The sequence below is a fragment of the Bradyrhizobium sp. HKCCYLR20261 genome, from assembly GCF_051168435.1.
GTDB lineage: Bacteria > Pseudomonadota > Alphaproteobacteria > Rhizobiales > Xanthobacteraceae > Bradyrhizobium.
The window spans coordinates 336,812-358,952 of sequence record NZ_JBNPUZ010000002.1 but is presented as its reverse complement, the minus strand read 5'-3'; the positions used below and the strand labels follow the sequence as shown (position 1 = coordinate 358,952).

Sequence of the window (22,141 nt, the reverse complement as noted above, 5' to 3'; positions counted from 1 at the left end):
CAAACCTTGAGATTGGACTGGACCCTGCGGGCGCATCTGAGCGCATTGAGCTAGTCCTGTCGAGGAAGGCGGGCACCAATCCAGTCTCTGATGTCCGCCATCACGGTGTCTCTGCCGACATCGTTGAGGAGGTCATGAAAATACCCTTCGTAGAGTTTGAGCGTCTTGTCCCGCGATCCGACCGTATCGTAGAAAAGCTGGCTGCCCGTCGCCTTGGCGGCTCTGTCGCCTGTGCCGTGAAGGATGAGCACAGGCAGGGTGATGAGAGGAAAATCCAACTTCAACCGTTCATCCGCCCGAACCATCTCGGCGATGGTCTGCGTTGGCTGTGATTCGTGAGCGATCAGGGCATCGGCATTCATTGACTGCACCACCCTCGGATCGCGGGAGAAATCCTCGTTGTTCAGCTTCAGAACGTGCGCATGCGGCGCGACATGGCTCAGGCCTTTCAGAACGGCCAGCGCAAACTGCGGAGCCGGCACCCGGAAGGCGAAACTTTCGCAGATCAGCCCCGCCAGCTCTGGCTGATGATCGAGAGCGAAAAGGCACGACACCACACCGCCCGCGCTGTGGCCAAGCAGAAACACCGGCAACGTGGGCTCCCGCACCTTTGCCAGCGACACGACAATTCTGACATCACTGACATAATCCGAAAATGTTTCCACGTAGAATCGTTCGCCATCCGACCTCCCGCGGCCTCGCAGATCGAGGGCGTAGACTGACACATTCGCCCTGACGAGCTGTTCGGCGACCCATCGATAATAGCCACTATGAGAATTGAAGCCGTGGACGATCACCACGATGCCTCTCGATTTGCTGGAAGGTCGCCAGGAACGAACGAATATGTTGAGGCCTCCGTTACCTTCGACATTCTCTTCTCTCATGACCAGCACCCCTTGGTTACGGCGCACTAAAATCGATGAACGATCCATCGGGCCCGCGCCCAAATCCGATTGCGATGCGGTTGTACGCATTGATGAGAGCGATGGCATAGGTGAGGTCGGCCAATTCCTTGTCGCTGAATTGAGAGCGCACAGCTTGATAGTCAGCATCCGGCGCATGCGTCTCGCCGATGTGGGCCAGAGCCTCGCACCATTGGAGCGCCGCGCGCTCCCTCTCCGAAAACAGATCGCCCGAGTCGCGCCAGACCTGCAAAAGAAGCAGCGTCGGAATGCTGAACGCTTCATTCAGAAGGTCGCGTGAGTGAGTTGAAATGCAGTAGGCGCAACCGTTGATCTGAGAGACACGAAGATAGACGAGATTGACGAGGGAGGACGGCAGGCCACACTGCTCGATGAAAAGGTGGACGGCGCCGAAGGCCTGCATCCCCCGCGGGGAAGCGGCAACGTAATTCAATCGCTCTGCCATTGCTTCATCATCCTGGCCGATGGAACCCTAAACGTAGGCGCTTCCTGGACAGACGGTACTCGACCGGCGCTGACATTGTATGTTCCGAGATTGCTGTCTTTTATTCCAGAACTGCTAATCGCTTGCGTTCCGTGCCGTGCAGCTCATAATGCAGCTGTCAAACGGACATAAGGATAGCCATTGTGAGCTTGCTCGATCATGGCGTTCAAAAATATCCCATTGGGGATATCCTGAAATCGTCCGCGGCCTGCAGCTGGCCGGGCGTTGCCGCCGAAGTGAGAATGCACCCCGCGGGCGAACTTCCATCCATCACGCTCGAGCACATGGAAATTGGGATCGCGCTAAGCTGTCATCCGAATTCGATCGTGAGCCGCAAGGGCGACGGACTGCAGCAGGTCACAAAAGTTGAGCCCGGCACGATCTGGCTTTGTCCAGCGGGAACCCGCGAGGAGGACATCAAGGTGTCCGCTTGGCATGAGGTATTGCACCTCTACCTTCCTGTCGGACGTTTCGATCAGCTTTCGGAGTTCTATCCTGGCGCAAGAATCCGGGCACATTCGATACGTTATCTTGGCGGCATCCATGACGAATATATCCGCCGAATTGGCCAGTCGCTTGTTGACGAAATGCGCGCACCGTCCGCTGCGGGTCATGTTCGAGCAGATTCGCTAGCCATCTCACTCGTCGCTCGGCTGGCGCAAAGATATTCGAGCGATTGGTCGTACGGCACCAACCCGGCGGCCGTTCGGGCACAGCTCGACGAACGCCGAGTTGGTCGGGTGATCGATTTCATGATCGCGAATATCGATCAGGACTTGTCGATCGACGATCTGGCGTCCATCGCCTGCCTGAGCCCATTTCACTTCATAAGAATGTTCCAGAAGGCCGTTGGAAAGACCCCTGCACACTATCTTAATGAACTCCGTCTCGAGCGAGCAAAGACGTTGCTGGTTCTTGGCAATGCCCCCCTAGCCGACATTGCGCTCGGTTGTTGCTTTTCATCTCAGTCAAACTTCACCCGCGCCTTTCGACGGGCTACAGGCGTGACGCCAAACGAGTATCGGAACACGAGCCGTTAAAGAACCGAGGGACGTGAAAAAAAGTCTTCGGGGAGCAGGAACGCCCTCTCGGCATCTTCTTATCGAAGTTCGCCGCGGACCGCACCGCGATCGCGAGGGATTCCGGACCTCTTCGGCGCGAAACGAAATCCAAAAGGCGGTGCGTGGCATAGTCGCGGCTTGTCCAATTGCGGAGGCGGGTGACGACGACCGCTTTGGGCCTCAGGACTAAACCGCTCGCGCGGTTGGGCACGACAGCCGGCAGCACAGAACGTCGCACGCGCGCGCGAACTGCTCGCCGTCAGGCATCGTGGGGATGAGCCGACCGATGCTGTCATCGACACCGCCAAACCGCCATGTCCATGCTGCGGCGGCCGCATGATCGTCATGAAGGTCTTTGAGCGAGGCGCAACGCCGCCCCACCGACCGAGCGCACCGACCGTCGCCATCAGGATCGATACCTCATGACTGCGCAACCACCATTCGTCAAAGCTGCTCGTGATGCCCGCCGCTCATCGACCGGCCACGGCGGAACGCACCTAGCCTCTCTGCTGTCCTCGCCGAACGGCCGACATTTGATTGCGTTCGACGCTGCACACCGCTCATTCAGGTCGTGTCGTCTCGCGCAACTTGCTGCAGGGGTTCGAACTCCATCAGCCGGCTCGCCTGCAGCGCTCAAATGCCCGTAGAGCCTGCCGCACCAGTCCTGCCCATCATGCACGGTTTCCTCCCTTGGAGGCCTTCGGACGCCGGCCGCCCGAATGTGCCGCGCCGCTAATCATGCGACCGGCATCCGAAACCCTTTACAATAGCGGAAGCGATCGTAGGTTGAAATAAAACGGACCCTCTAGTTTTAGAATGCTTAGTCAAGTGCGCGTCCGAGGTAAAGAAATCTATGATCATAAAGGTATGATCCGGAACGGTCAGAGTCTGTCGGCGTCGCTCTGCCAGCTTCTTGCCGAGTTTTAAAGCTTCCTGGGCGCAGTCTGTACGCGGAGAGCGGCGAATGACGCGGACGGGACAGAGCCCAGCCGTCAGTCGCTCTATATGAAAATGCTTGAGGGGTTCCCGTCCGCCGAAATGCTGGATAAAAATGTACGCTGAGAGCTGAGATGGGCAGTCGATGCGTGACGACATGACAACATTCCTAAGCGGCGGGGGACGGATGGGTGAGCTTGTCCGCCTTTTCGACTGGAGGACTAATCCACTCGGGCCTCCGGAATCGTGGCCGCAATCCCTTCGCTCGGCACTGTCCATTTGCCTGTCTTCGAGCTTTCCAACGGCGATACATTGGGGGCCGGACCTTAGGCTCCTTTACAATGACGCGTGGTCTATCATCCCAGCCGAGCGCCATCCTTGGGCTCTCGGCCGTCCAACCGCGATCTCGTGCTCGAGCCGTATCGAGGGTAGAGGAGGCTCCAGATGAAGCTCAAGATCGCAGCCTTGCCTGACGACAAGCCAGTCAAGCTCACGCTCGAACTGCCAGCCGCGATTCACCGGGATCTGCGGACCTATGCCGAGCTGATTGAACCCGACGCGGGGCAGCACGCCGAGAGTCAGGCTCGATTGATCATCGTCATGGTAAAGCGCTTTATGGAGTCTGATCGAGTCTTCGCGAAAGCAAAGAAGGGACGCGCACAGGATCGCCCGCCAAAGCGCTGATCATGCCGCTATTGCCGAACTCGCTGTCATGTGTACTCCAAATCACGTTCGTGCCCTCGGACAAGCGCTCGGAACCCGCAACCAAAAGAATTGGTTTGGTGCAAATTGAGTGCAATGTCCCCACGAGTCCGCAGTCCCTTTTGATCAAGAGCTTGCCAGTTAGATCAGCTCTCAATGTCAGACTTGTTTTTTTATGAGGCCCCGCCGCTGTTTCTCTCCTCTATCTCCGCCAACAACCTGGAGGAACGGACGAGGTCTTGCGTACCAAACCCTTCAGTAAACTCATTTAAAATCGGAGCGAGCAATTGGACTGCGCTGTTTTCGCGGCCTGTCGCCGCCCAATGAGCCGCGAGGTCAGTGGCGGTCCGAAGTGCGAAAGTCAACGCGCCGATAGTGCGAGCTTCAGCCAGCGCCTGCTTCAATCGCCTTTCAGCACGGACTGTTTTGCCGGTATGAAGAAGGATCGATGCCTCGACTCGCAGCAGTTCCGAACGGCACCAGCGCTCGCCCTGCCGTTCCTGATAATCGATCGCTCGCGAAATGGCGTCTCGCGCGTCCGCCACCCGTCCCTGCCGCAGGTAGGCGCGAGCGAGGAAAGCCAGATAGCTTCCGATCCGCATCAAGAAGCGGCATTCAATCAATTCATCGATCGCGGCGCGAATATCCTCTACTGCCCGCCGATCGCCGCGCAAGTTGCGCAGGCAGGCGGAGAAATAGCGCTCGACTGAAACCCAGCGAGAGATGCGCTCTCGTTCAAGGTTACGACGCAAACGTTCTGCGGCAGCCGACGAATCTTCGTGCTCAACTCGCGGGTTGGCTCATCCTCCGAGCGCACCAAGCACAATGAGCCAGATAAGAAGCGGATTTTCGCGCGCGCCAGTTGATGCGCCAGCGGGCCTTATTGCTCCGGCAAGCCTGCATCGACCATGGACTGAACGATGCGAGCCGAGGCTGCGAGGCACACCGGGCTCACATTTTTCCAAGGCGGCGTGACGTTGAGTTTCGTCGTGCCGGGACGCAGCCTCAGTCCCTCCGCCATCGCCGCTCTCGCCTCCTCGAACCGGCCCGATCTCTGGTAGGCAGCGGCGAGCAGCATATGCGAGCGGCCGGTCGCCGGCGTAATCGCGATCGAGCGTTGCAGCCATGGCAACGCCTCCTCGTCGCGTCCCATCAAGAGATTCGCCCAGCCCGCGCCGAGCAGCCAGGTCCAGCGCGAGGCCGGCGGCGTGTCGTAACGATCGGCTTGCCGGAATGTCGCGAGCGCATCGTCGAAGCGGCCGAGAAAGATCTGCCCGAGGCCGATCAGATAAAGCGCAGACCCGTTCCACGGATCGAAGCTCAAGGCTTTGGCGCAGGTCACGAGACTTTTGACGAAATGGTTGGTGGCGCTGAGGAAGCGGCAATGGGCCTCGAGCACCGGAATGGAATTCGGCTTCGACCGTAACGCCCGCTCAAGCGTCGCGTCGGCCCTGGCCTCGACCGCGACCGCTTCCTCCGGGCTGAACCAGACCATCTGGATTCCGCGCATCTGCAGCGAAGCAAGCGCGACGGCGAGGTCGACATTGTCGGGATCCTCCGTGAGTGCATTTTGCAGCATCGACTGCGCCGCGCCATAGCGCTCGCGCGTGGTTTGATTGATCGATGCGAGCGCCTGCTCGAGGGCAACCTTGTCACCGCCCGCGGACGATCCGCGCGGGCTGGACGACGGCGCGTTGGGCTCCAGCATTTCGTTGAGGCGGCGGGCAAGGACATGACCCACGCCGGCGGCGAGGCGGGACTGCGCAAGCTGCGCGTCCGCCTCGTCAGCGGCGACCGAAGCGGCGGCGATCGCCTGAACCTCGCCGGTGGTCGTCTTGATCATGCGCGCCCGCAGCGTCCAGGATTGATCGCCATGCTGCAACTCGCCGCGAATTTCGTAATCGGATGATGCGGCAGGCAGCCCGGCGGGTTCGACGCCTGCGACCGCCGCCGATCGTGGCGCGACCACGCTGACGTTCTGGATCTTGGCAAAACCGTCCACGAGGCGGCCGGTGACCTCCGCCGCCATCACAACGCCTTGCGAATCGCTGCTGGCGGCAACGATCGGCATCACGGCGATGCGCGGCGGCGTTCGCGTGAAGAGGAGGTCCGGCTTCAACACCGGTGCAGCCACCGCAAGCCCCGCGATCGCACCGAGCCCGGCCACTACGGCGACCATGGCCCGCCGGCTGAAACCGAAGATTGAGCGTTGCGACGGCGCCTGTATCACGGCACCGTTGGCCGGCGCCGGGGGCCTGATCTCCACGGCCCGGGCGAGCGGAGCCACCTCGCCGCCCGCCGTGACCTCGGGCTCGACCTCAACCTCAACCTCTGCCGTCAGCAGATAGCCGCCGCCGGATGCGAGCCTGATCAACTGCCGCCGGTCGTCTCCGAGCGCCGTGCGAAGCTCGCGGATGCATTGGAACAGGCTGTCCTCGCCGACATGGACGTCCGGCCAGACCGCCTCGATCAGCTCCTGCTTGCTCAGGACCCGGCCGCCGCTGGTGGCGAACAGCCGTAGCATCTCGAAGGTCTTCGGCCGGAGTTTGATCACCCCGCCGTCAGGCCTGCGCAGCTCCGCGATCTGCTGGTCCAGCACGAAGCCCGCGAAACGAAGCAAATGATCCCCCAAACGCATCTCTCAAGGTGACTCGTGTAGCGGAAGTCTGTCCAAAATGCCCGAAAGTCGGGTCTGAAACGCAAGTTTCAGAAATCTTCAGAAGATTGCTAGCCCCCTTATCAAGACACCACCTCCTGCCAATGAGATGAGTCCGGTCGAGACTCGCCGCCAGCGTCAGGGGAAGGTGAACTAAAGTGTTGAAGCCGGGGAAATATTGTTTCGTGGCAACCAGCCGCCTGCGGGCCGCGCTGTTGGCATCCTCGGCGCTGAGCTTGGCCTGGATGCTGCCGGGCACGGGACCGGCGCGGGCCCAGGACGCGACTTGGCTCGCCACTCCGGGATCGAACGATTTCTACGACGCGAACAACTGGACCCCGGGCAGCGTGCCGACCGGCACGGCCACGTTCGGCGCCTCGAACACGACCGCGTTGATGCTGGGGTCTTCCGGTACCTTCGGCGGCTGGACGTTCAATGCCGCAGCCTCGAATTATGCGTTCGATATCGCGGCCTCCACGACCCAGGATTTCACCGGAGCCGGCATCGCCATCAATGGCGGCAGCGCCAGCATCACCAACCTCGGCAGCCTGACTTTCTACAACGCCAGCACTGCCGACAGCGCCGCCATCGCCAATGGCGGGTTCATGGAGTTCCGCAACAGCAGCACCGGCGGCAGCGCCGCCATCACCAACAGCAACGCCCTGAATTTCGTCGAGACCAGCACAGCCGGCAATGCCACCATCACCAATAACAGCGTCATGCTCTTCTACGGCAGCAGCACGGCCGGCAGCGCCACCATCACCAACAATGGCGGCCTGGACTTTAGCGGAGCCAGCACGGCGGGCAGTGCCAATATTTCGAACAACCACTATCTGAACTTCCTGGGCACGAGCACCGCCGGCGGCGCCGCCATCACCAACCATGACACCTTGACCTTCCGCGACGCAAGCACGGGCGGTAGCGCCACCATCACCAACAGCGGCACCTTGCAATTCCTCGACGTCAGCTCGGGCGGCAATGCCGCCCTCATCAACCAGGCGGGAGGCACTGTCGATATCTCGGGCGTCGACACGTCGATGACCGCCGGGTCGATCGCCGGTGCCGGCAACTACATCCTTGGCTCCAATCGGTTGATTGTCGGCTCGAACGATCTCTCGACCGAGGTGAGCGGCGTGATCTCCGGCATCGGCGGCAGGCTGGACAAGACCGGCGCGGGCACGCTGACGCTGACCGGCGCCAACACCTATACCGGTGGCACAACCATCACCAGCGCCTCCTCCAGCAGTCGCAGCACGTTGCAACTCGGCACTGCCAGCCGAGCCGGCTCCATTCTGGGGGCGATCACCGTCGGCAATTGGTCCACGCTGAATGTCGTCAACGCCGACATGAGCGGTACGGCGATCACGAGCAACTTCGGTTACGTCGATTTCCGCAATGCCAGCACCGCAGGCAGCGCGACCATCGCCAACAACAACGGTGTCCTGAGTTTTCATGACACCAGCACGGCCGGCAGCGCCACCATCACCAACGATGGCTCCGTGCATTTCCAGGACGCCAGCACGGCGGGCAACGCCACCATCACCAACAACAGCTACCTCGAGTTCATCAATGGCAGCACGGCCGGCAGCGCCACCATCATCAACAGCAGTTTGAGTTACGGCCTGACTTTCGACGAAGCCACAGCGGGCAGCGCCATCATCATCAACAACTCATACCTGCTTTTCGCCCGCACCGGCACGGCAGGCAACGCCACGATCGCCAACACTGGCGGCATGGATTTCATTGACACCAGCACAGGGGGCAATGCCACGATCACCAATGCCGGCACCATCCAGTTCCTCCAATCGAGCGAGGCGGGCAGTGCCAGCATTGCCAACACCGGCAGTCTGCAAGTCTTCAGCAGCGCTGGGCATGCCGCCATCACCAACAACAACATCCTGGACTTCCGCGGCAGCGGCACGGCAGCCAGCGCCGCCATCACCAACGCCAACGGCGGCGTTCTGTCGTTCTTCGATTTCAGCACGGCGGGCAACGCCACCATCACCAACAATGGCAGCCTGCAATTCCACAACACCAGCACGGCCGGAAACGCTGCCCTTATCAACAACGCCGGAGGCATCGTGGATTTCTCGGACAGTTTCGGTCCGGGCAGCCTCCAGAGGCTGAGCGCGGGATCGATCGCCGGAGCCGGAAACTACCTCCTCGGCGCCAACGAGCTGACCGTCGGCTCGAACGATTTTTCGACCGAGGTGAGCGGCGTCATCTCCGGCGGTGGTTCGCTGGTCAAGACCGGCGCGGGCATGCTGACCCTGACGGGCGCCAACACATATGCCGGTGCGACACGCGTCGACCGCGGCGTGCTGCGCGTGAACGGCTCGATCGCGACCTCGAGCGGGGTGACGGTGAATGCGAACGGCACGCTGATGGGCACGGGAACGGTCGGCGGCACGGCGATCAACAGCGGCGGCTCGCTGCTGGGCGGTAACGGCACCGCCGGTACATCGCTCGCGATCTCCGGCAATCTCGCGTTCCAGTCGGGCGCCCGTTATCTCGTCGATGTCAATCCGGCGACGGCCTCGTTCGTCAACGTGACCGGTACGGCGACCCTGGGCAGCGCTACCGTCAATGCGGCGTTCGCGGGCGGCTCCGTCGCCAAGCAGTACACGATCCTGACCGCCGGCAGCGTCAGCGGCGCGTTCAACCCGCAGGTTGATACCAACCTGTCGTCGAACTTCCGGACCGAGCTGAGCTACGACGCCACCCACGCCTATCTGAACCTGACGCTGAGCTTCGTCCCGCCGCCGGGCAGCGGACCGGGCGGCAATCAGCAGAAGGTCGGCAACGCTCTCGTCAACTCCTTCAACGGCAACGGCAGCATCCCGCTGGTCTACGGCTCGCTCACGGCCGCCGGCCTGACGCAGGCGTCCGGCGAGACCGCGGCGGGGTCGCAAGCGACCACGTTCAAGGCGATGGGCCAGTTCATGGGCCTGCTGACAGATCCCTTCAGCACGGGCCGCGAAGCGGCGGCATCCGCGCCGCCGGCCTATGCCGACAACGGGCCGGCAGGCGCCGCGCGCGACGCCTATGCGATGCTGGCCAAGGTGCCACCGGCCAAGACCTTCGAGCAGCGCTGGAACGTGTGGGCTGCAGGCTTCGGCGGATCGCAGACCACGGACGGCAGCACCGCGCAGGGATCGAACAGTGTGACCAGCCGGCTGTTCGGCACCGCCGCCGGCGCCGAGTACGCCTTCTCGCCGCGAACGCTGGCCGGCTTCGCGCTCGCCGGCGGTGGCACCAGCTTCTCCGTGACTGGCGGTGGCACGGGCCGCTCGGACCTGTTCCAGGCCGGCGCCTATCTCCGGCACACCAATGGCCCGAGCTACATCACCGCGGCGCTGGCCTATGGCTGGCAGGATGTCACCACCGATCGCGCCGTGACGCTCGCCGGCGTCGATCGCCTGCGTGCCGAGTTCAATGCCAATGCCTGGAGCGGACGTATCGAGGGCGGCTATCGCCTCGTTGCGCCGTGGGCCGGCGGCTTCGGCCTCACGCCCTATGCCGCGGGCCAGTTCACGACGTTCACCCTGCCGGCCTATTCCGAAACGGTGGTCTCCGGGAGCAACGCCTTCGCGCTGGCCTATGCCGCCAGGAGCGTGACCGCCACGCGCAGCGAACTCGGCCTGCGCACCGACAAGTCCTTTGCCATGCAGAACGCGGTTCTCACCCTGCGCGGCCGCGCCGCCTGGGCGCACGACTTCAATCCGGACCGTTCGGTCGCTGCGACGTTCCAGGCGCTGCCCGGCACGAGCTTTGTCGTCAGCGGCGCACGAGCGGCAGCGGACTCCGCGCTCACCACTGCCTCCGCAGAAATGAAATGGCTGAACGGCTGGTCCGCCGCTGCGACCTTCGAAGGCGAGTTCTCCCATGTGACGAAGAGCTATGCCGGCAAAGGCGTCGTCCGCTATGCGTGGTGATGGCTTGTACGCTGCCGTGCCGATTGGTTCAGCTTTGGGGCTCGGCGTGAAAAGCACCTCCAGGCGGGGAAATGCGCCCGGTTTCTTTGCCCGCTTTGGCAAGCCATCGAAATCGCAGTAGATGCGACCGCCCTTTGGTAGGAGAACAGAGCAGTTAAATCGTGGGTCTAGCGATGTAGCGGACCCCTGAATCGAACCCCCGACTTTTATCGAAATCAGCGGCATCCGTCCGAAGCGCAGATTTTACCTCTACGGCGAGGGCATGCGCGAACTCGTAAGAAGCGCGGTGGCGGCTAGTGGCACACCTTTGTGCACGAGATCGGTAAAGCCAAACTCCGGTAAGAGAAGAGCGCCTCCTTTGCGGCTGTTTCAGCCGATTTCCTTGCGCGAGATCCATTTGGAAACGCCGGCTAAGCTATTGATAAGTCTGGTGGCCGATACGGGAGTGTTTTCCAAACTCGCGTTGAGGACATTGAATAATCAAACTGATTTTGATTCCGCCATACGGAGGTTCGATCCCTCCCGCCCCAGCCAGATTTGCATAATGAAATCAGTGTCTTCCCAAGACGCCGCTATCCCATTCTGAACGGACGTTTCGTGCGCATTCTGAATGGATGTTTCTGATGCGTTCGTCGTGGGTTCAGTCCCGCGCGACGCCTGGGGTGGTTAGCCCCCATACGCCGATCGAGGGGCTAACCTCTTCTAGTCTTGACGTTGGTATAGTGCTCGTTCTGGGCGTCCTGTCCCGGCGCGTTGCCTGACGACAAGCCAGTCAAGCTCACGCTCGAACTGCCAGCCGCGATCCATCGGGATCTGCGGACCTATGCTGAGCTGATTGAACCCGACGCGGGGCAGCACGCCGAGAGCCAGGCTCGACTGATCATCGTCATGGTGAAGCGCTTTATGGAGTCTGATCGAGTCTTCGCGAAAGCAAAGAAGGGACGCGCACAGGATCGCCCGCCAAAGCGCTGATCATGCCGCTATTGCCGAACTCGCTGTCATGTGTACTCCAAATCACGTTCGTGCCCTCAGACAAGAGCTCGGAACCCGCAACCAAAAGAATTTGTTTGGTGCAAATTGAGTGCAATGTCAGTTAGATCAGCTAGCCGCGATTTCGGAGCCGCTACCTAGCTGTCCAATGCTCCCGAAGAACGTGCACTTGTGAGCCCGTGATCTGCTCTCGTTTGGCCGAGATCTGGACCGATGAGATGCGCCTCGATGGCCTCGGCGATGCTGGTTCCATGGTGTGTCGATGTTTCAACGCGATAGTTCATAGCTGAGTGCTGTGAGACATTGAGCAGCATCGGCGTCCAGATTGTAGACGTGTGGGCTGATCCGGATGAGGCCATGCCTCACGCTGATATGGACGTTGTGTGCTGCGAGACGCGCCACCATCGATTCCGGAAATGGGGATTGGCCTCGCACGGCCAGAATGTGCGGTGAGCGAAACCTGTCTTCGACCGTGCACAGCGATAGTGACTTTAATCCTTCAGCAATGATCTTGGTGAGGGATGACACGTGCGCGCTTGCCGCTTCGGCGCTCCAGCCAGTCATGAACGTCAGAGCCGCGAGGCCCATGGGAATGGCTGCGAACGTATCCGGCTCGCCGGAATCGAGCCGTGTTGCACCACTTGCAAATGCCAGCTGCGAACTGTCCTGGACCAACGCAGGATTGGGTCCCTGCCGGGTGCCGACGTGCTGCTCGAGGGGCTGAATCTCCTGATGTTGCGGGGCGACGTACAGGAACGCCAAGTGAAACGGACCGAGCAACCATTTGTAAGTCGGAAAAACCAGCCAGTCCGGCTGAAGCTTCGTGACATCGATGGGCATGATTCCTGCGGCTTGGGTGGCATCGACGAGGACAACACCGCCCTGCGCATGGATTATCGGAATGATCCGGGACAGGTCGACGACGGCGCCGCTCGTCCAATGTAGCGGCGTCAATCCGGCGAAGCTGACCGGGGCCGCGCCGGGCCTCAGGAGCGCTGCAGTCAGCGCCGCCGTCCAGTCATCGCCATGCGTGGGCCCGACAATTTCCAGTGTACAGCCATGGACCTCGGCGTGCCGCGCGAGCCCCAGGGAGAGTGAGGTGTGCTCTCCAGCAAGAACCAGAAATCGGCTGCCGGGGGGAGGGCGGTGACCGGCGCAGACAGTCGCGATCCCGTAGCTCACTGCGGTGATCACGGCGACATCCGAAGAGCGTGCGCCAATGAGCCCGGCGGCCAGGCCACGCAGCTCATCGGTCATCTGCCGGGCGGCGGCTCTGTCCCGAATCCACGGTTGTCTCTTACTGGAGATCCCGGCGATGCCAGCCTGCTGGACGACGTCTGGAATTGGGCCGATGGCAGCGGCGTTGAGGTAACAAACTCCTTCCGGAAGCGCGAAAGCCTCCTTGATGCCGATCATGGGGTCCTCCCGGGCAAACCGGCCGCAGGCTAGGGGGCGGACGCGTCGCTGCGCAACGATGTCCCCCGTTGATAAAAATTTTGGATCGAGTGGCATCGATTTTATGAGTGAAATCTATCATTTTATTGACCTCCTGCCCGTCCCACCCCCACAGTTGCGCCGAGGAGAAAACCATGGCGTTTCGAATTGGCGTGGATATCGGCGGTACATTTACGGATTTTGTGCTCGTCAACGACGGCTCCGGGGTTGCCAGCACCTATAAGCAACTCACCACGCCCCACGACCCATCCGAAGCGGTCATCGCGGGCGTTCTCCAGATCACGGCAGCGGCCGGTATCAATCTGTCCGACGTGACGGCCATCGTGCACGGCACCACGCTGGTGACCAACGCCATCATCGAGCGGCGTGGTTGCCGTACGGGTATGCTGGTCACCAAGGGCTTCAAGGACTCGCTCGATATCGGGCGCGAAAGCCGCTACGACCTTTACGATCTTCGTTTGGAATATCCCGAGCCGCTGGTCACGCGACAACGCCGCATCGAAGTCGACGAGCGGATGCTGCACGATGGCACGATTCTATCGGCGATCGACGTCGCGGCGGTCATGCAGGACCTGGCGGCTTTGGTCGAAGCCGAAGCGGTTGAGGCAATCGCTGTCTGCCTGCTGCATTCCTACGTCAACCCGGCGCATGAAATCGCCCTCCGTGATGCAATCCAGTCGCGCTTTCCAAATCTGTATGTGTCTCTTTCTTCCGAAGGCTATCCGGTGATCCGCGAATATGAGCGCTGGACCACCACGACGTTGAACGCCTATGTGCAGCCGCTGGTCGATCGCTATCTGAACCGGCTCGAGCTCGCGCTGAGCAGCGCCGGATTCGCCGGTGGACTGTTCATCATGAGCTCCAGCGGTGGGACACTGGTGCCGGCCACTGCGCGCCAGTTTCCGTCGCGACTGCTCGAGTCCGGTCCCGCGGCCGGCATTCTGATGTCGGCCTATCACGGCGGCGTGCTCGGGATCGACCATCTGCTGGCGTTCGACATGGGCGGCACGACGGCAAAGGGGGCATTCGTCGTCGGCACGCGTCCGCTGAAAAAGTACGAACTGGAAGCTGCGCGCGTTCACGAATTCAAGCGGGGCAGCGGTCTGGTCATCAATCTTCCGGTGATCGACATGATCGAGATCGGGGCGGGCGGCGGCAGCATCTCGCGCGTCGATGAGCGCGGCCTGATCCGCGTTGGCCCGCGCAGCGCGGGCGCAAAGCCCGGGCCCGTTGCGTATGGTCGCGGCGGTGAGGAGCCGACGCTGACCGACGCCAATTTCACGCTGGGCTATCTCAATCCGCAGTTCTTCCTCGGCGGACGCATGCGGATCGACAGGGAAGCTGCTGCGGCTGCGATCAGCAAGACCGTCGGCGAGCCGCTCGACCTGGACACGGCGCGCGCCGCATGGGGCATCCATGAGATCATCAACGAGGACGTGGCCGGGGCGTTTCGCACCCACGCCTCCGAACGCGGAATCGACAGCCGAAGTTGCGCCATGATCGCATTCGGCGGCTCCGGACCGCTGCATGCCGTGCGTGTCGCCAGGAAGCTGCGCATCAAGCGAGTCGTCCTGCCGCCAGCGGCGGGCGTGATGTCGGCGTTCGGGATGCTTGTCAGCCCATTGTCGTTCGAGGCCGTGCGGTCGCATCTTGTCGAACTCGATGCCCTGACACGAGAGATCTGGGACACACAGATTCAGATCTTGCGAACGGAGGTGTCGGAGGTGCTGCTGACCGCGGGTGTCGCGGAGACGGACATCACCTTCAGCTGCGTGCTCGACATGCGCTATCAGGGGCAGGGCTACGAGATCAAGGTCAGCCTCGATCTGCCTGCCAGCGACGCGCTTCTCGATCAGCTGCAAGCCGGATTCGAGAAACAATATACACGGCAGTTCGGTCTTGTCCTGAAAGATCGGCCGATAGAGATCGCCAGCTGGCGGCTTGAGGCATCCGCGCCATCCCCGGCGCAAGGCTTCTTCCGCGTCAACTCCTACGTCCCCGGGGAGGCGAAGCCAAAGGCTCATCGGATGGCGTATGAGCCGGATGTCGGCGACTTTGTTCCGCACGCGGTATACGACCGCTATTCGCTGCCGCCCGGCGTTCGCATCAGCGGCCCAGCCCTGGTGGAAGAACTCGAGTCGACGACGGTGATCGGCTCTGCGGCCAGCGCCAGCGTCGATGACCATTTCAATCTAGTCGTAGAGATCTGACCCATGCAGGAGTTCGACGCGGTAACGCTGGGAATCGTCTGGGATCGCCTGGTTTCGATCGCAGACGAAGTCATGGAAGCCCTGATACGTGCATCGTTCTCGACGACGGTGCGTGAAAGTCACGACTGCTCTTGCGTCATTTTTGATGCGCAAGGCAGGCTGGTCGCCCAGGCACAGTCGAGCATTCCGTCGTTTACCGGAACGTCGCCGATTACGTTGGACCACATGCTGCGCAAACATCCGGCGGCCACCCTGCAGCCAGGCGACGTCATGATCACCAATGATCCCTGGCTCGGGACCGGCCATACCTTCGACATCAGCGTCATCCGTCCGGTCTTCATGGAGACGCGACTCGTGGGGTTCGTCGGGAGCATCAGTCATTTACCTGACATCGGCGGCATAGGCTGGTCGACTGCAGCGACGGAGATCTATCAGGAAGGTCTACGGATTCCGATTCGTAAGCTGTTTCAATCGGGCCGGCTCGATCAGGATATGATCGACCTGATTGCGGACAATGTCCGCGTCAGCGACCAGGTGATCGGCGATCTGATGGCCAACGTGGCCTGTACCGATGTCGGCGCGCGCTTGTTGCTCGAGCTGATGAGCGAACAGGGCATGACGGATCTCGATGCGATCGCTGATGCCATCATCGACAAGACCGACGCTGCCATGCGGGCTGCGATCCGCGCGATGCCGGATGGTGAATGGAGCTATGAGACGCGGATTGAAGGCGTCGACGGCATTCTCCGCATGGCTTGCACGGTGACGATCAGCGGCGATACCATACATGTGGACTACACCGGCACCGATCCTGCCGTTCACCGCGGCATCAACGTGCCGATGTGCTATACGCGCGCGCAGACCCTCTACACGATCAAATGCCTGACGATTCCGGGCATTCCCAACAATGATGGTGCGGCCCGCGCGATCACCGCGAGCGCGCCAGAGGGATGCATCCTCAACGCATTGCCGCCGTTTCCGACGGCTGGCCGCCATGTTCCCGGGCATTCGATCTTCCCGCTGATCATGGGCGCGCTGGCGGCGGTTGTGCCCGATCGCGTACAGGCCGAATCCGGCGGTGGTACCGTTCTGAACATCCAGGGCATCCGCAATGGACGCCCGATGGGACAGACCTTCTTCTGCGCGGGCGGCTACGGTGCCCTTGAACGGTTCGACGGCCATGGCGCGACGCCGTCACCGTCCAACCTGCATAGTATGCCGGTTGAGGTCTGGGAGAACATGACTGGCCTTCTCGTGGAATACAAGGAGCTGCTGATCGACTCCGGCGGCGCGGGTCAGGCACGCGGCGGGCTGGGCCAACGCATGGCGATGCGCAACATGACCGGCCATAAGCTGTTTGTGTCGAGCTTTTCCGGCCGCATGAAGATCGGTGCCCAGGGGCTATTCGGCGGAAGGGCCGGCGCCTTGCGGAAGTACTGGCTCAACGACGAGGCCGTGGCGTCGAAGACGCGCTACGAATTGCAGCCCAATGATCGTCTGATTACTGCCGACGCCGGCGGCGGCGGATTTGGCGACCCCGCGCTACGGCCCCGCGAGAAGATCGAATACGATCTGCGACAAGGCTTCGTGTCACCGGAAGCCGCCGCCCGCGACTACGGTTACAAGTTGTCGAATTGACGTCGGATAAAGCCCCAGCAGGAGCATCACTCATGAGACGGTACGTACGCGGAAATGTCACCCGGCGCAGTTTCCTGGGAGTGACCGCAGGAGCGCTCGCGGCTGGGACCCGTATGGCGTACGCCGAGACCGAGTGGGACGCGGTCATCGTCGCCGCAAAGAAGGAAGGCAGGGTTGTCCTGTACCACTCCAATGTGGGCCAGCCCTACTACCGCACATTCTCCACCGAGTTTCAGAAGCGCTACGGCATTCGCGTGGAGATCCTCGAAGCCCGTCCGGCGGAACTACGCGAACGCATCCGAAGCGAACAAGCAGCCGGTCGCTTTGCCGCAGACGTGTCTCTCAACGGCTCGTCGACGGTGGCTGGACAGGCGCGCGACGGCATCTTTCAGCCGCTGGGAGCCTTGTCCAATCTGACCCATCTGCGGGACGGCTTTGTCGCCGATGAGTTTACCGTGCCGATCTTCACCACGAATTTCGGCTTACTGGTGAACACCGACATCGTGAAGCCAGCGGAAGAGCCGAAAAATTGGAGCGATCTGCTGGACCCAAAGTGGCGCGGTAAAATTCTGGCGGACGATTTCCGCTTCCCCGGCACAGGTCATGTGTTCTTTGCAATGACCTATCAGAAGATCGGGAGAGAGTTCCAGGAAAAGCTCGCGCGCCAGGATTTGCGTTTCAGCCGCGAACCGCGCGAAGACGAGCGACGCTGCGCCCGCGGCGAGTTTCCCCTCTATCTGCCCGTACAGACGTCGAGCATCCTGCAGCTCGATGGCCTGCCGATCAAGCTGATCGTGCCCGGTGAGGGGGTGCCATATGGAATGTTTCTCGGCTCTGTGTTGAAGAACGCCCCAAATCCAAATGCGGCACGGCTTTTCATCAACTTTCTCCTCTCTCCGGAAGCGCAGTTCGCCTACGGCGCCGGCGGACTCAACCCCGTCATCAAGGGAGTGGTCGAAAGGCTGCCCGAGAAACTGCGGCCGGCGCTCGAGACCAAGCTGATGGGCACGGTTACGCCCGACATATCCGCGCCCATGATCGCCGCTGCAAAAGACATTTATGGCTCGTGACGTCGCCATGACGGAGCGACGAACGCTTGTCTCAAAGCCCCGGTTCATCAGCGCCGCCGCGGTTCGCCCGATGGCGACTGTCGCGCTGATCGCATTGCTGTGCTTTCTGACCGTCTACCCGATGCTGATGCTGCTGTACGGGGCGTTCGCCAGCGAACCGCCGGGAGTTGCCGGCAGCTTCAACCTCGCCGGATTTCGTCACCTTCTTGAAGCGCGAACCTGGTCGATTCTATGGACTACAGTAGCGTTGTCGCTTGTGAAAACGGTGCTTTCGCTGGTGGTCGCGATCGGTCTGGCCTGGATCATTGCCCGGACCGACACGCCATTCCGGCGTACGCTCGAAGTCCTCATCACACTGCCGTTCTTCATCCCACAAATCCTGACCGCCATGGCCTGGGGCCTGCTGGGCAATCCTAAGGCTGGATCGCTGAACCAACTTTGGCGCTGGCTCACTGGGAGTCCGGATGCGCTGATCAACGTCTATTCCTACGGCGGCGTGGTCTGGCATCTCATGCAGTATACCGTGCCGTTCCTGTTCTTGCTGATCGTCGAGAGTTTTCGGTCGATGGACCCCTCGCTGGAGGAGGCGAGCCGGATCAGTGGCGCGTCGCGCCTGCGGACCTTTTTCGGGGTCACGCTGATGCTGTCATTGCCGGTGCTGAGCAGTGCGTTCCTGCTGTCCTTCATCAAAGGCATGGAAGCCTTCGAGTCCCCGATGATCTTCGGCGTTCCGGCCGGCATCCAGGTGGTGACGACGGAGATCTATCAGTCGATCAACCAAGTCGCGCGTGCCGATTATCAATACGCCTCCGCATTGTCGTTCAGTGTGCTGGCGATGTTGTGCATTCTGATCGTTCTGCAGTGGAAACTGCTGGGCAATCGATCGTTTCAGACCGTGAGCGGCAAGGCCTATCGGCCGGCCCTCGTTCAGCTCGGCCATTGGAAATGGGCGACTTTCGCCATTTGTCTCTTGTTCTTCGTCGCGACTGTGTTGCTGCCGGTTGGACAACTCGCGCTCGGCTCGGTGTTTCGCTTCGCGGGCTTCTATCAATTGAAGATGCTGACGCTCGATCACTGGACGGCCGTGCTCGGTGACGACGCGATCTGGCAATCATTCGCCAACACCATGCTGCTCGCGGTGGGTGGCGCGACGGCGACGGCTGCCCTCGGCAGTGTCATCGCCTATATCAGTATCCGTACCAGATGGCCGGGCCGCAGGATCATCGAACTGCTGGCCTGGATCCCCTGGTTGTTTCCGGGCATTGTCCTGGGCGTCGGTTTTCTCTGGGCCTACGCGTTCCTGCCGTGGCCGTTCGACATCTACGGCACCTTGTGGGCGCTGTTCTTCGCCTACATTGCGCTCGCAACGCCGCTCTCGGTGCGGATCATGTCGGCGGCGTTCCAGCAACTGTCATACGACCTCGAAGAGGCGTCGCGGACGTCGGGAGCCAGCTGGTGGACCACGTTCCGCCGGATCCTGCTGGCACTGGTGTGGCCATCATTCAGTGTCGGGTGGGTCCTGACATTCTTCATGGTGCTGCGCGAGCTGAGCGCTTCTGTCATGCTGTATTCGGCCAATAGCGAAGTTCTGTCGGTGACGATGCTGAAACTATGGAGCAACGGGAAGTCCGAGGAGGTCAGCGCAATTGCGCTCCTGATGCTGGGGCTGGTGGTCGTGTTCCGACTGCTTCAACTATGGCTCGGCAATCGCGAACTGACCGGTCGCAGATGAAAAAGGTAGAAACTTCATGTCCAGCCTGAAACTGAGGGAGCTGGCCTGCAGCTTCAACGGCGTAACGGCGGTCGAGACCGTCACCCTGGATATCGCTCAGGGTGAATTCGTCACCTTGCTGGGACCGTCAGGTTGCGGAAAGACGACAACGTTGCGCATGGTAGCCGGGCTCGAGCAGAACTCCGGCGGTTCAATAGCGATCGGCGAAACTGTCGTATCGGACCCCGTGAACGGCGTCTTCGTACAGCCCGACCGGCGCAACATTGGCATGGTTTTCCAGTCCTATGCGATCTGGCCGCACATGTCTGTCTTCGATAACGTTGCGTATCCCGCAAGGGTGGCAGGACAAAGCCGAGACGAAATCGTCCGGCGCGTCGATCATGCGCTCGGACTGGTGTCCATGCAGCGCTACGCCAGCCGACCTGCCACGGCCTTGAGCGGCGGCCAGCAGCAACGCGTCGCAATCGCCCGTGCCATCGCGACCAAACCCAGCATTCTGCTGATGGATGAGCCGTTGTCGAACCTGGACGCCAAGCTGCGCGAGCAGATGCGGATCGAGTTGCGACAATTGCAGAAGACCTTGGGAATCACGACGCTCTATGTGACCCATGATCAAGAGGAGGCCATGGCGCTGTCGGACCGCGTCGTGGTGATGTCGAGCGGAAGAATCCTGCAGGTCGGTAGACCTACCGACGTCTACCGCCGGCCGGACAACCGTGAGGTGGCCGAGTTCTTCGGATCACCGAGCTTTTTGCGAGGCATGGTGCGGGAGGCGCGGGACGGGGCTGCCGGACAGCGTTGGGTCGTTGGGAATGGTTGGAGCTGTCAGACGCAGTCGAATGGAATGCCGCAAGTGGGCGACGAGGTCGATGTCTTGATGAGGCCGGAGAACTTCGCAGTGGGCCCGACGGACGATGAAGCGGCGCTCCAGTTGCGGGGCGTCGTCCGCCAATCGGTTTACAAGGGCGCGCGCTATCAGGTCGGCGTTGCGTTCGGTGGAGCAAGCGTCATCGCCGAGCTGCCGCAGGATCATGCGTGGACAATAGGCGATGAGATCCAACTGCACGTGCCGGGTTCGCGGTTGTGGTGTATGAATGTAAAGGAGTGACCGCGATCACGCGTCGTCGACGGTCTCGCCCGCCGCGGAGGACCCCTGTTGAACATCAAGCAGCTGGAGACGTTCGTCTGGGTGAGCCGGCTCGGTAGTTTCCGGCGCGCCGCCGATCAGCTCGGCTCGTCCCAGCCGGCCATCTCCGCACGAATTCGCGAGCTCGAGGAGGAACTCGGCGTCAGTCTGCTGGTTCGCGGTTCGAGGCCTGTCCAGCTTTCCTCTCATGGACGCGATCTGCTGCGTTACGCGGAAGAGATCACCGAGCTCGCGGAGCAGCTGCAGGAGCGGGCCGGGCGAATGCATGCGATCTTCGGCATGGTCCGCATCGGCGCAACTCACGCGGTGGCGAACTGGATGCCGCAGTTTATAGCTGAAATGCGCGCCCGCTTCACCGGAATCGAGATCAGGCTTAATGTCGACTACAACGACATCCTGCTCGATCTGCTTTCAAAGGGGCGGGTCGATATCGCGATCATCGTTGGTCCGCTGGATGATCCCGGCATCGGCTACAGCCCGCTCTATGCCAATGAGCTCTCCTGGGTGGCGAGCCGGTCGGCCAAGATCATCCCGTCGGTGCTCACACCTGCGGCGCTGAAGCGGACTCCGATTTTGACGGATTCGCAAAAGTCAGTCATTCACCGAGTCACATTCAACTGGTTCAGGGCGTCGGGAACCGAGCCACTTCGACTCGATACCTGCAGCGGGCCGATTTATCGCATGCGTCTTGTGGAGACCGGCGAGTGGATCGGAGTGTTTCCGGAATCTGCGATCGCCGCGCTTGCGGACCTCGAGAAAGTGGTCGTACTTGCCGGAAATCCGCCATTTCCGGCGATCGAGTTCGGCATTGCATACCGGTTGACGGCGGATTTCCTTCCGACCGTCAAGCTCGTCGTCGAGGCGGCGCGAAAATCCTATTCAGGTTTGGAAACGCCTTAGCGATCATTGTCTCGCGAGCTGCCACGCGTGCCACCCGGAGAGAAAGACGCACCCGGATCCGCACCCTTCGGCGTCGATCTAAGTCGATGGCCTTGGTGGAAGCATTTGGAAACGCTCGCTAAGCAATTGATATTTCTGGTAGGCAATTCAGTGATCCTTTCCAAATGCAGGCTGAGATTGTTGATTATTGGGACGGATTTTGATTCCGCCATTCGGAGGTTCGATCCTTCCCGCCCCAGCCAGAAGCTCCGCTCTCCCTGAAATTGCTGACGAATCCGGCCTGGCTGGGGAGCTGCTGCACA

At 61.2% G+C, this 22,141-nt stretch carries 15 protein-coding genes and 1 pseudogene; 11 read left to right on the top strand and 5 right to left on the bottom strand.

What is annotated here, in order from left to right:
• Nucleotides 1-50 precede the first annotated feature (50 nt).
• A complete protein-coding gene (locus tag ACQR1L_RS05275; protein ID WP_434856872.1) occupies nucleotides 51-932 on the bottom strand; it encodes an alpha/beta hydrolase in 882 nt (293 codons plus the stop codon).
• Nucleotides 901-1,368, bottom strand: a complete 468-nt coding sequence (locus tag ACQR1L_RS05270; protein WP_434856871.1) for a carboxymuconolactone decarboxylase family protein — start codon at nucleotides 1,366-1,368, stop codon at nucleotides 901-903. Before ACQR1L_RS05270 ends, ACQR1L_RS05275 begins: the two co-directional genes overlap by 32 nt.
• 182 nt (nucleotides 1,369-1,550) lie before the next feature.
• Between ACQR1L_RS05270 and ACQR1L_RS05265 the strand changes: the two genes are divergently transcribed.
• From ACQR1L_RS05265 to ACQR1L_RS05255, 3 genes and pseudogenes are all read left to right on the top strand, one after another.
• Entirely contained in the window at nucleotides 1,551-2,447 is an 897-nt protein-coding gene (locus tag ACQR1L_RS05265) for a helix-turn-helix domain-containing protein (RefSeq protein ID WP_434856870.1), read from the top strand.
• A 204-nt stretch (nucleotides 2,448-2,651) separates the two neighbouring features.
• A pseudogene (locus ACQR1L_RS05260) lies at nucleotides 2,652-2,894 on the top strand (IS91 family transposase); the annotation flags it as partial.
• A 954-nt stretch (nucleotides 2,895-3,848) separates the two neighbouring features.
• Nucleotides 3,849-4,088, top strand: coding sequence for a DUF2274 domain-containing protein (locus ACQR1L_RS05255; RefSeq protein WP_172114978.1), 240 nt, complete (start codon nucleotides 3,849-3,851; stop codon nucleotides 4,086-4,088).
• Between the two features lie 191 nt (nucleotides 4,089-4,279).
• On the opposite strand, the gene ACQR1L_RS05250 is transcribed toward ACQR1L_RS05255, so the two are convergent.
• Both ACQR1L_RS05250 and ACQR1L_RS05245 read right to left on the bottom strand, forming a co-directional pair.
• Nucleotides 4,280-4,858: a hypothetical protein gene (locus ACQR1L_RS05250; RefSeq protein ID WP_434856869.1), complete on the bottom strand. Its 579-nt coding sequence runs from the start codon at nucleotides 4,856-4,858 to the stop codon at nucleotides 4,280-4,282.
• A 128-nt stretch (nucleotides 4,859-4,986) separates the two neighbouring features.
• The gene (locus tag ACQR1L_RS05245) at nucleotides 4,987-6,726 is read right to left on the bottom strand and encodes a winged helix-turn-helix domain-containing protein (RefSeq protein ID WP_434856868.1); all 1,740 of its coding nucleotides are present in this window, start codon (nucleotides 6,724-6,726) and stop codon (nucleotides 4,987-4,989) included.
• Nucleotides 6,727-6,947: 221 nt separating this feature from the next.
• Here ACQR1L_RS05245 and ACQR1L_RS05240 point away from each other — a divergent pair, with 221 nt between their 5' ends.
• Nucleotides 6,948-10,697 carry an autotransporter domain-containing protein gene (locus ACQR1L_RS05240; protein WP_434856867.1) on the top strand — a complete coding sequence of 1,250 codons (3,750 nt, stop codon included), beginning with the start codon at nucleotides 6,948-6,950 and terminating at the stop codon, nucleotides 10,695-10,697.
• Between the two features lie 753 nt (nucleotides 10,698-11,450).
• Nucleotides 11,451-11,669, top strand: a complete 219-nt coding sequence (locus ACQR1L_RS05235; protein ID WP_434856866.1) for a DUF2274 domain-containing protein — start codon at nucleotides 11,451-11,453, stop codon at nucleotides 11,667-11,669.
• A gap of 285 nt (nucleotides 11,670-11,954) precedes the next feature.
• Here the strand turns inward: ACQR1L_RS05235 and ACQR1L_RS05230 are convergent, their stop codons facing one another.
• The gene (locus ACQR1L_RS05230) at nucleotides 11,955-13,103 is read right to left on the bottom strand and encodes an aminotransferase class V-fold PLP-dependent enzyme (RefSeq protein WP_434856865.1); all 1,149 of its coding nucleotides are present in this window, start codon (nucleotides 13,101-13,103) and stop codon (nucleotides 11,955-11,957) included.
• Between the two features lie 173 nt (nucleotides 13,104-13,276).
• On the opposite strand from ACQR1L_RS05230, the gene ACQR1L_RS05225 reads away from it, so the two are divergent.
• The 6 genes from ACQR1L_RS05225 to ACQR1L_RS05200 all read left to right on the top strand — a co-directional run bounded on the left by ACQR1L_RS05225 (nucleotide 13,277) and on the right by ACQR1L_RS05200 (nucleotide 21,839).
• Entirely contained in the window at nucleotides 13,277-15,352 is a 2,076-nt protein-coding gene (locus ACQR1L_RS05225) for a hydantoinase/oxoprolinase family protein (protein WP_434856864.1), read from the top strand.
• A 3-nt stretch (nucleotides 15,353-15,355) separates the two neighbouring features.
• Complete coding sequence (locus tag ACQR1L_RS05220; protein WP_434856863.1) at nucleotides 15,356-16,990, top strand: hydantoinase B/oxoprolinase family protein; 1,635 nt, start codon at nucleotides 15,356-15,358, stop codon at nucleotides 16,988-16,990.
• Between the two features lie 113 nt (nucleotides 16,991-17,103).
• Entirely contained in the window at nucleotides 17,104-18,060 is a 957-nt protein-coding gene (locus ACQR1L_RS05215; protein WP_434856862.1) for an ABC transporter substrate-binding protein, read from the top strand.
• Nucleotides 18,050-19,792, top strand: coding sequence for an ABC transporter permease (locus tag ACQR1L_RS05210; protein WP_434856861.1), 1,743 nt, complete (start codon nucleotides 18,050-18,052; stop codon nucleotides 19,790-19,792). The genes ACQR1L_RS05215 and ACQR1L_RS05210 overlap by 11 nt, the downstream gene beginning before the upstream one ends.
• A gap of 16 nt (nucleotides 19,793-19,808) precedes the next feature.
• Entirely contained in the window at nucleotides 19,809-20,900 is a 1,092-nt protein-coding gene (locus ACQR1L_RS05205; protein ID WP_434856860.1) for an ABC transporter ATP-binding protein, read from the top strand.
• 48 nt (nucleotides 20,901-20,948) lie between these two features.
• Nucleotides 20,949-21,839: a LysR family transcriptional regulator gene (locus ACQR1L_RS05200; protein WP_434856859.1), complete on the top strand. Its 891-nt coding sequence runs from the start codon at nucleotides 20,949-20,951 to the stop codon at nucleotides 21,837-21,839.
• The last annotated feature ends 302 nt before the right edge of the window (nucleotides 21,840-22,141 follow it).

Bases quoted from the DNA above. Each gene is read 5' to 3' on its own strand.
- ACQR1L_RS05220 (WP_434856863.1), top strand. From the start codon at position 15,356: ATGCAGGAGTTCGACGCGGTAACGCTGGGAATCGTCTGGGATCGCCTG.
- ACQR1L_RS05225 (WP_434856864.1), top strand. From the start codon at position 13,277: ATGGCGTTTCGAATTGGCGTGGATATCGGCGGTACATTTACGGATTTT.
- ACQR1L_RS05230 (WP_434856865.1), bottom strand. From the start codon at position 13,103: ATGATCGGCATCAAGGAGGCTTTCGCGCTTCCGGAAGGAGTTTGTTAC.
- ACQR1L_RS05255 (WP_172114978.1), top strand. From the start codon at position 3,849: ATGAAGCTCAAGATCGCAGCCTTGCCTGACGACAAGCCAGTCAAGCTC.
- ACQR1L_RS05215 (WP_434856862.1), top strand. From the start codon at position 17,104: ATGGCGTACGCCGAGACCGAGTGGGACGCGGTCATCGTCGCCGCAAAG.
- ACQR1L_RS05205 (WP_434856860.1), top strand. From the start codon at position 19,809: ATGTCCAGCCTGAAACTGAGGGAGCTGGCCTGCAGCTTCAACGGCGTA.
- ACQR1L_RS05275 (WP_434856872.1), bottom strand. From the start codon at position 932: ATGGATCGTTCATCGATTTTAGTGCGCCGTAACCAAGGGGTGCTGGTC.
- ACQR1L_RS05270 (WP_434856871.1), bottom strand. From the start codon at position 1,368: ATGGCAGAGCGATTGAATTACGTTGCCGCTTCCCCGCGGGGGATGCAG.
- ACQR1L_RS05210 (WP_434856861.1), top strand. From the start codon at position 18,050: ATGGCTCGTGACGTCGCCATGACGGAGCGACGAACGCTTGTCTCAAAG.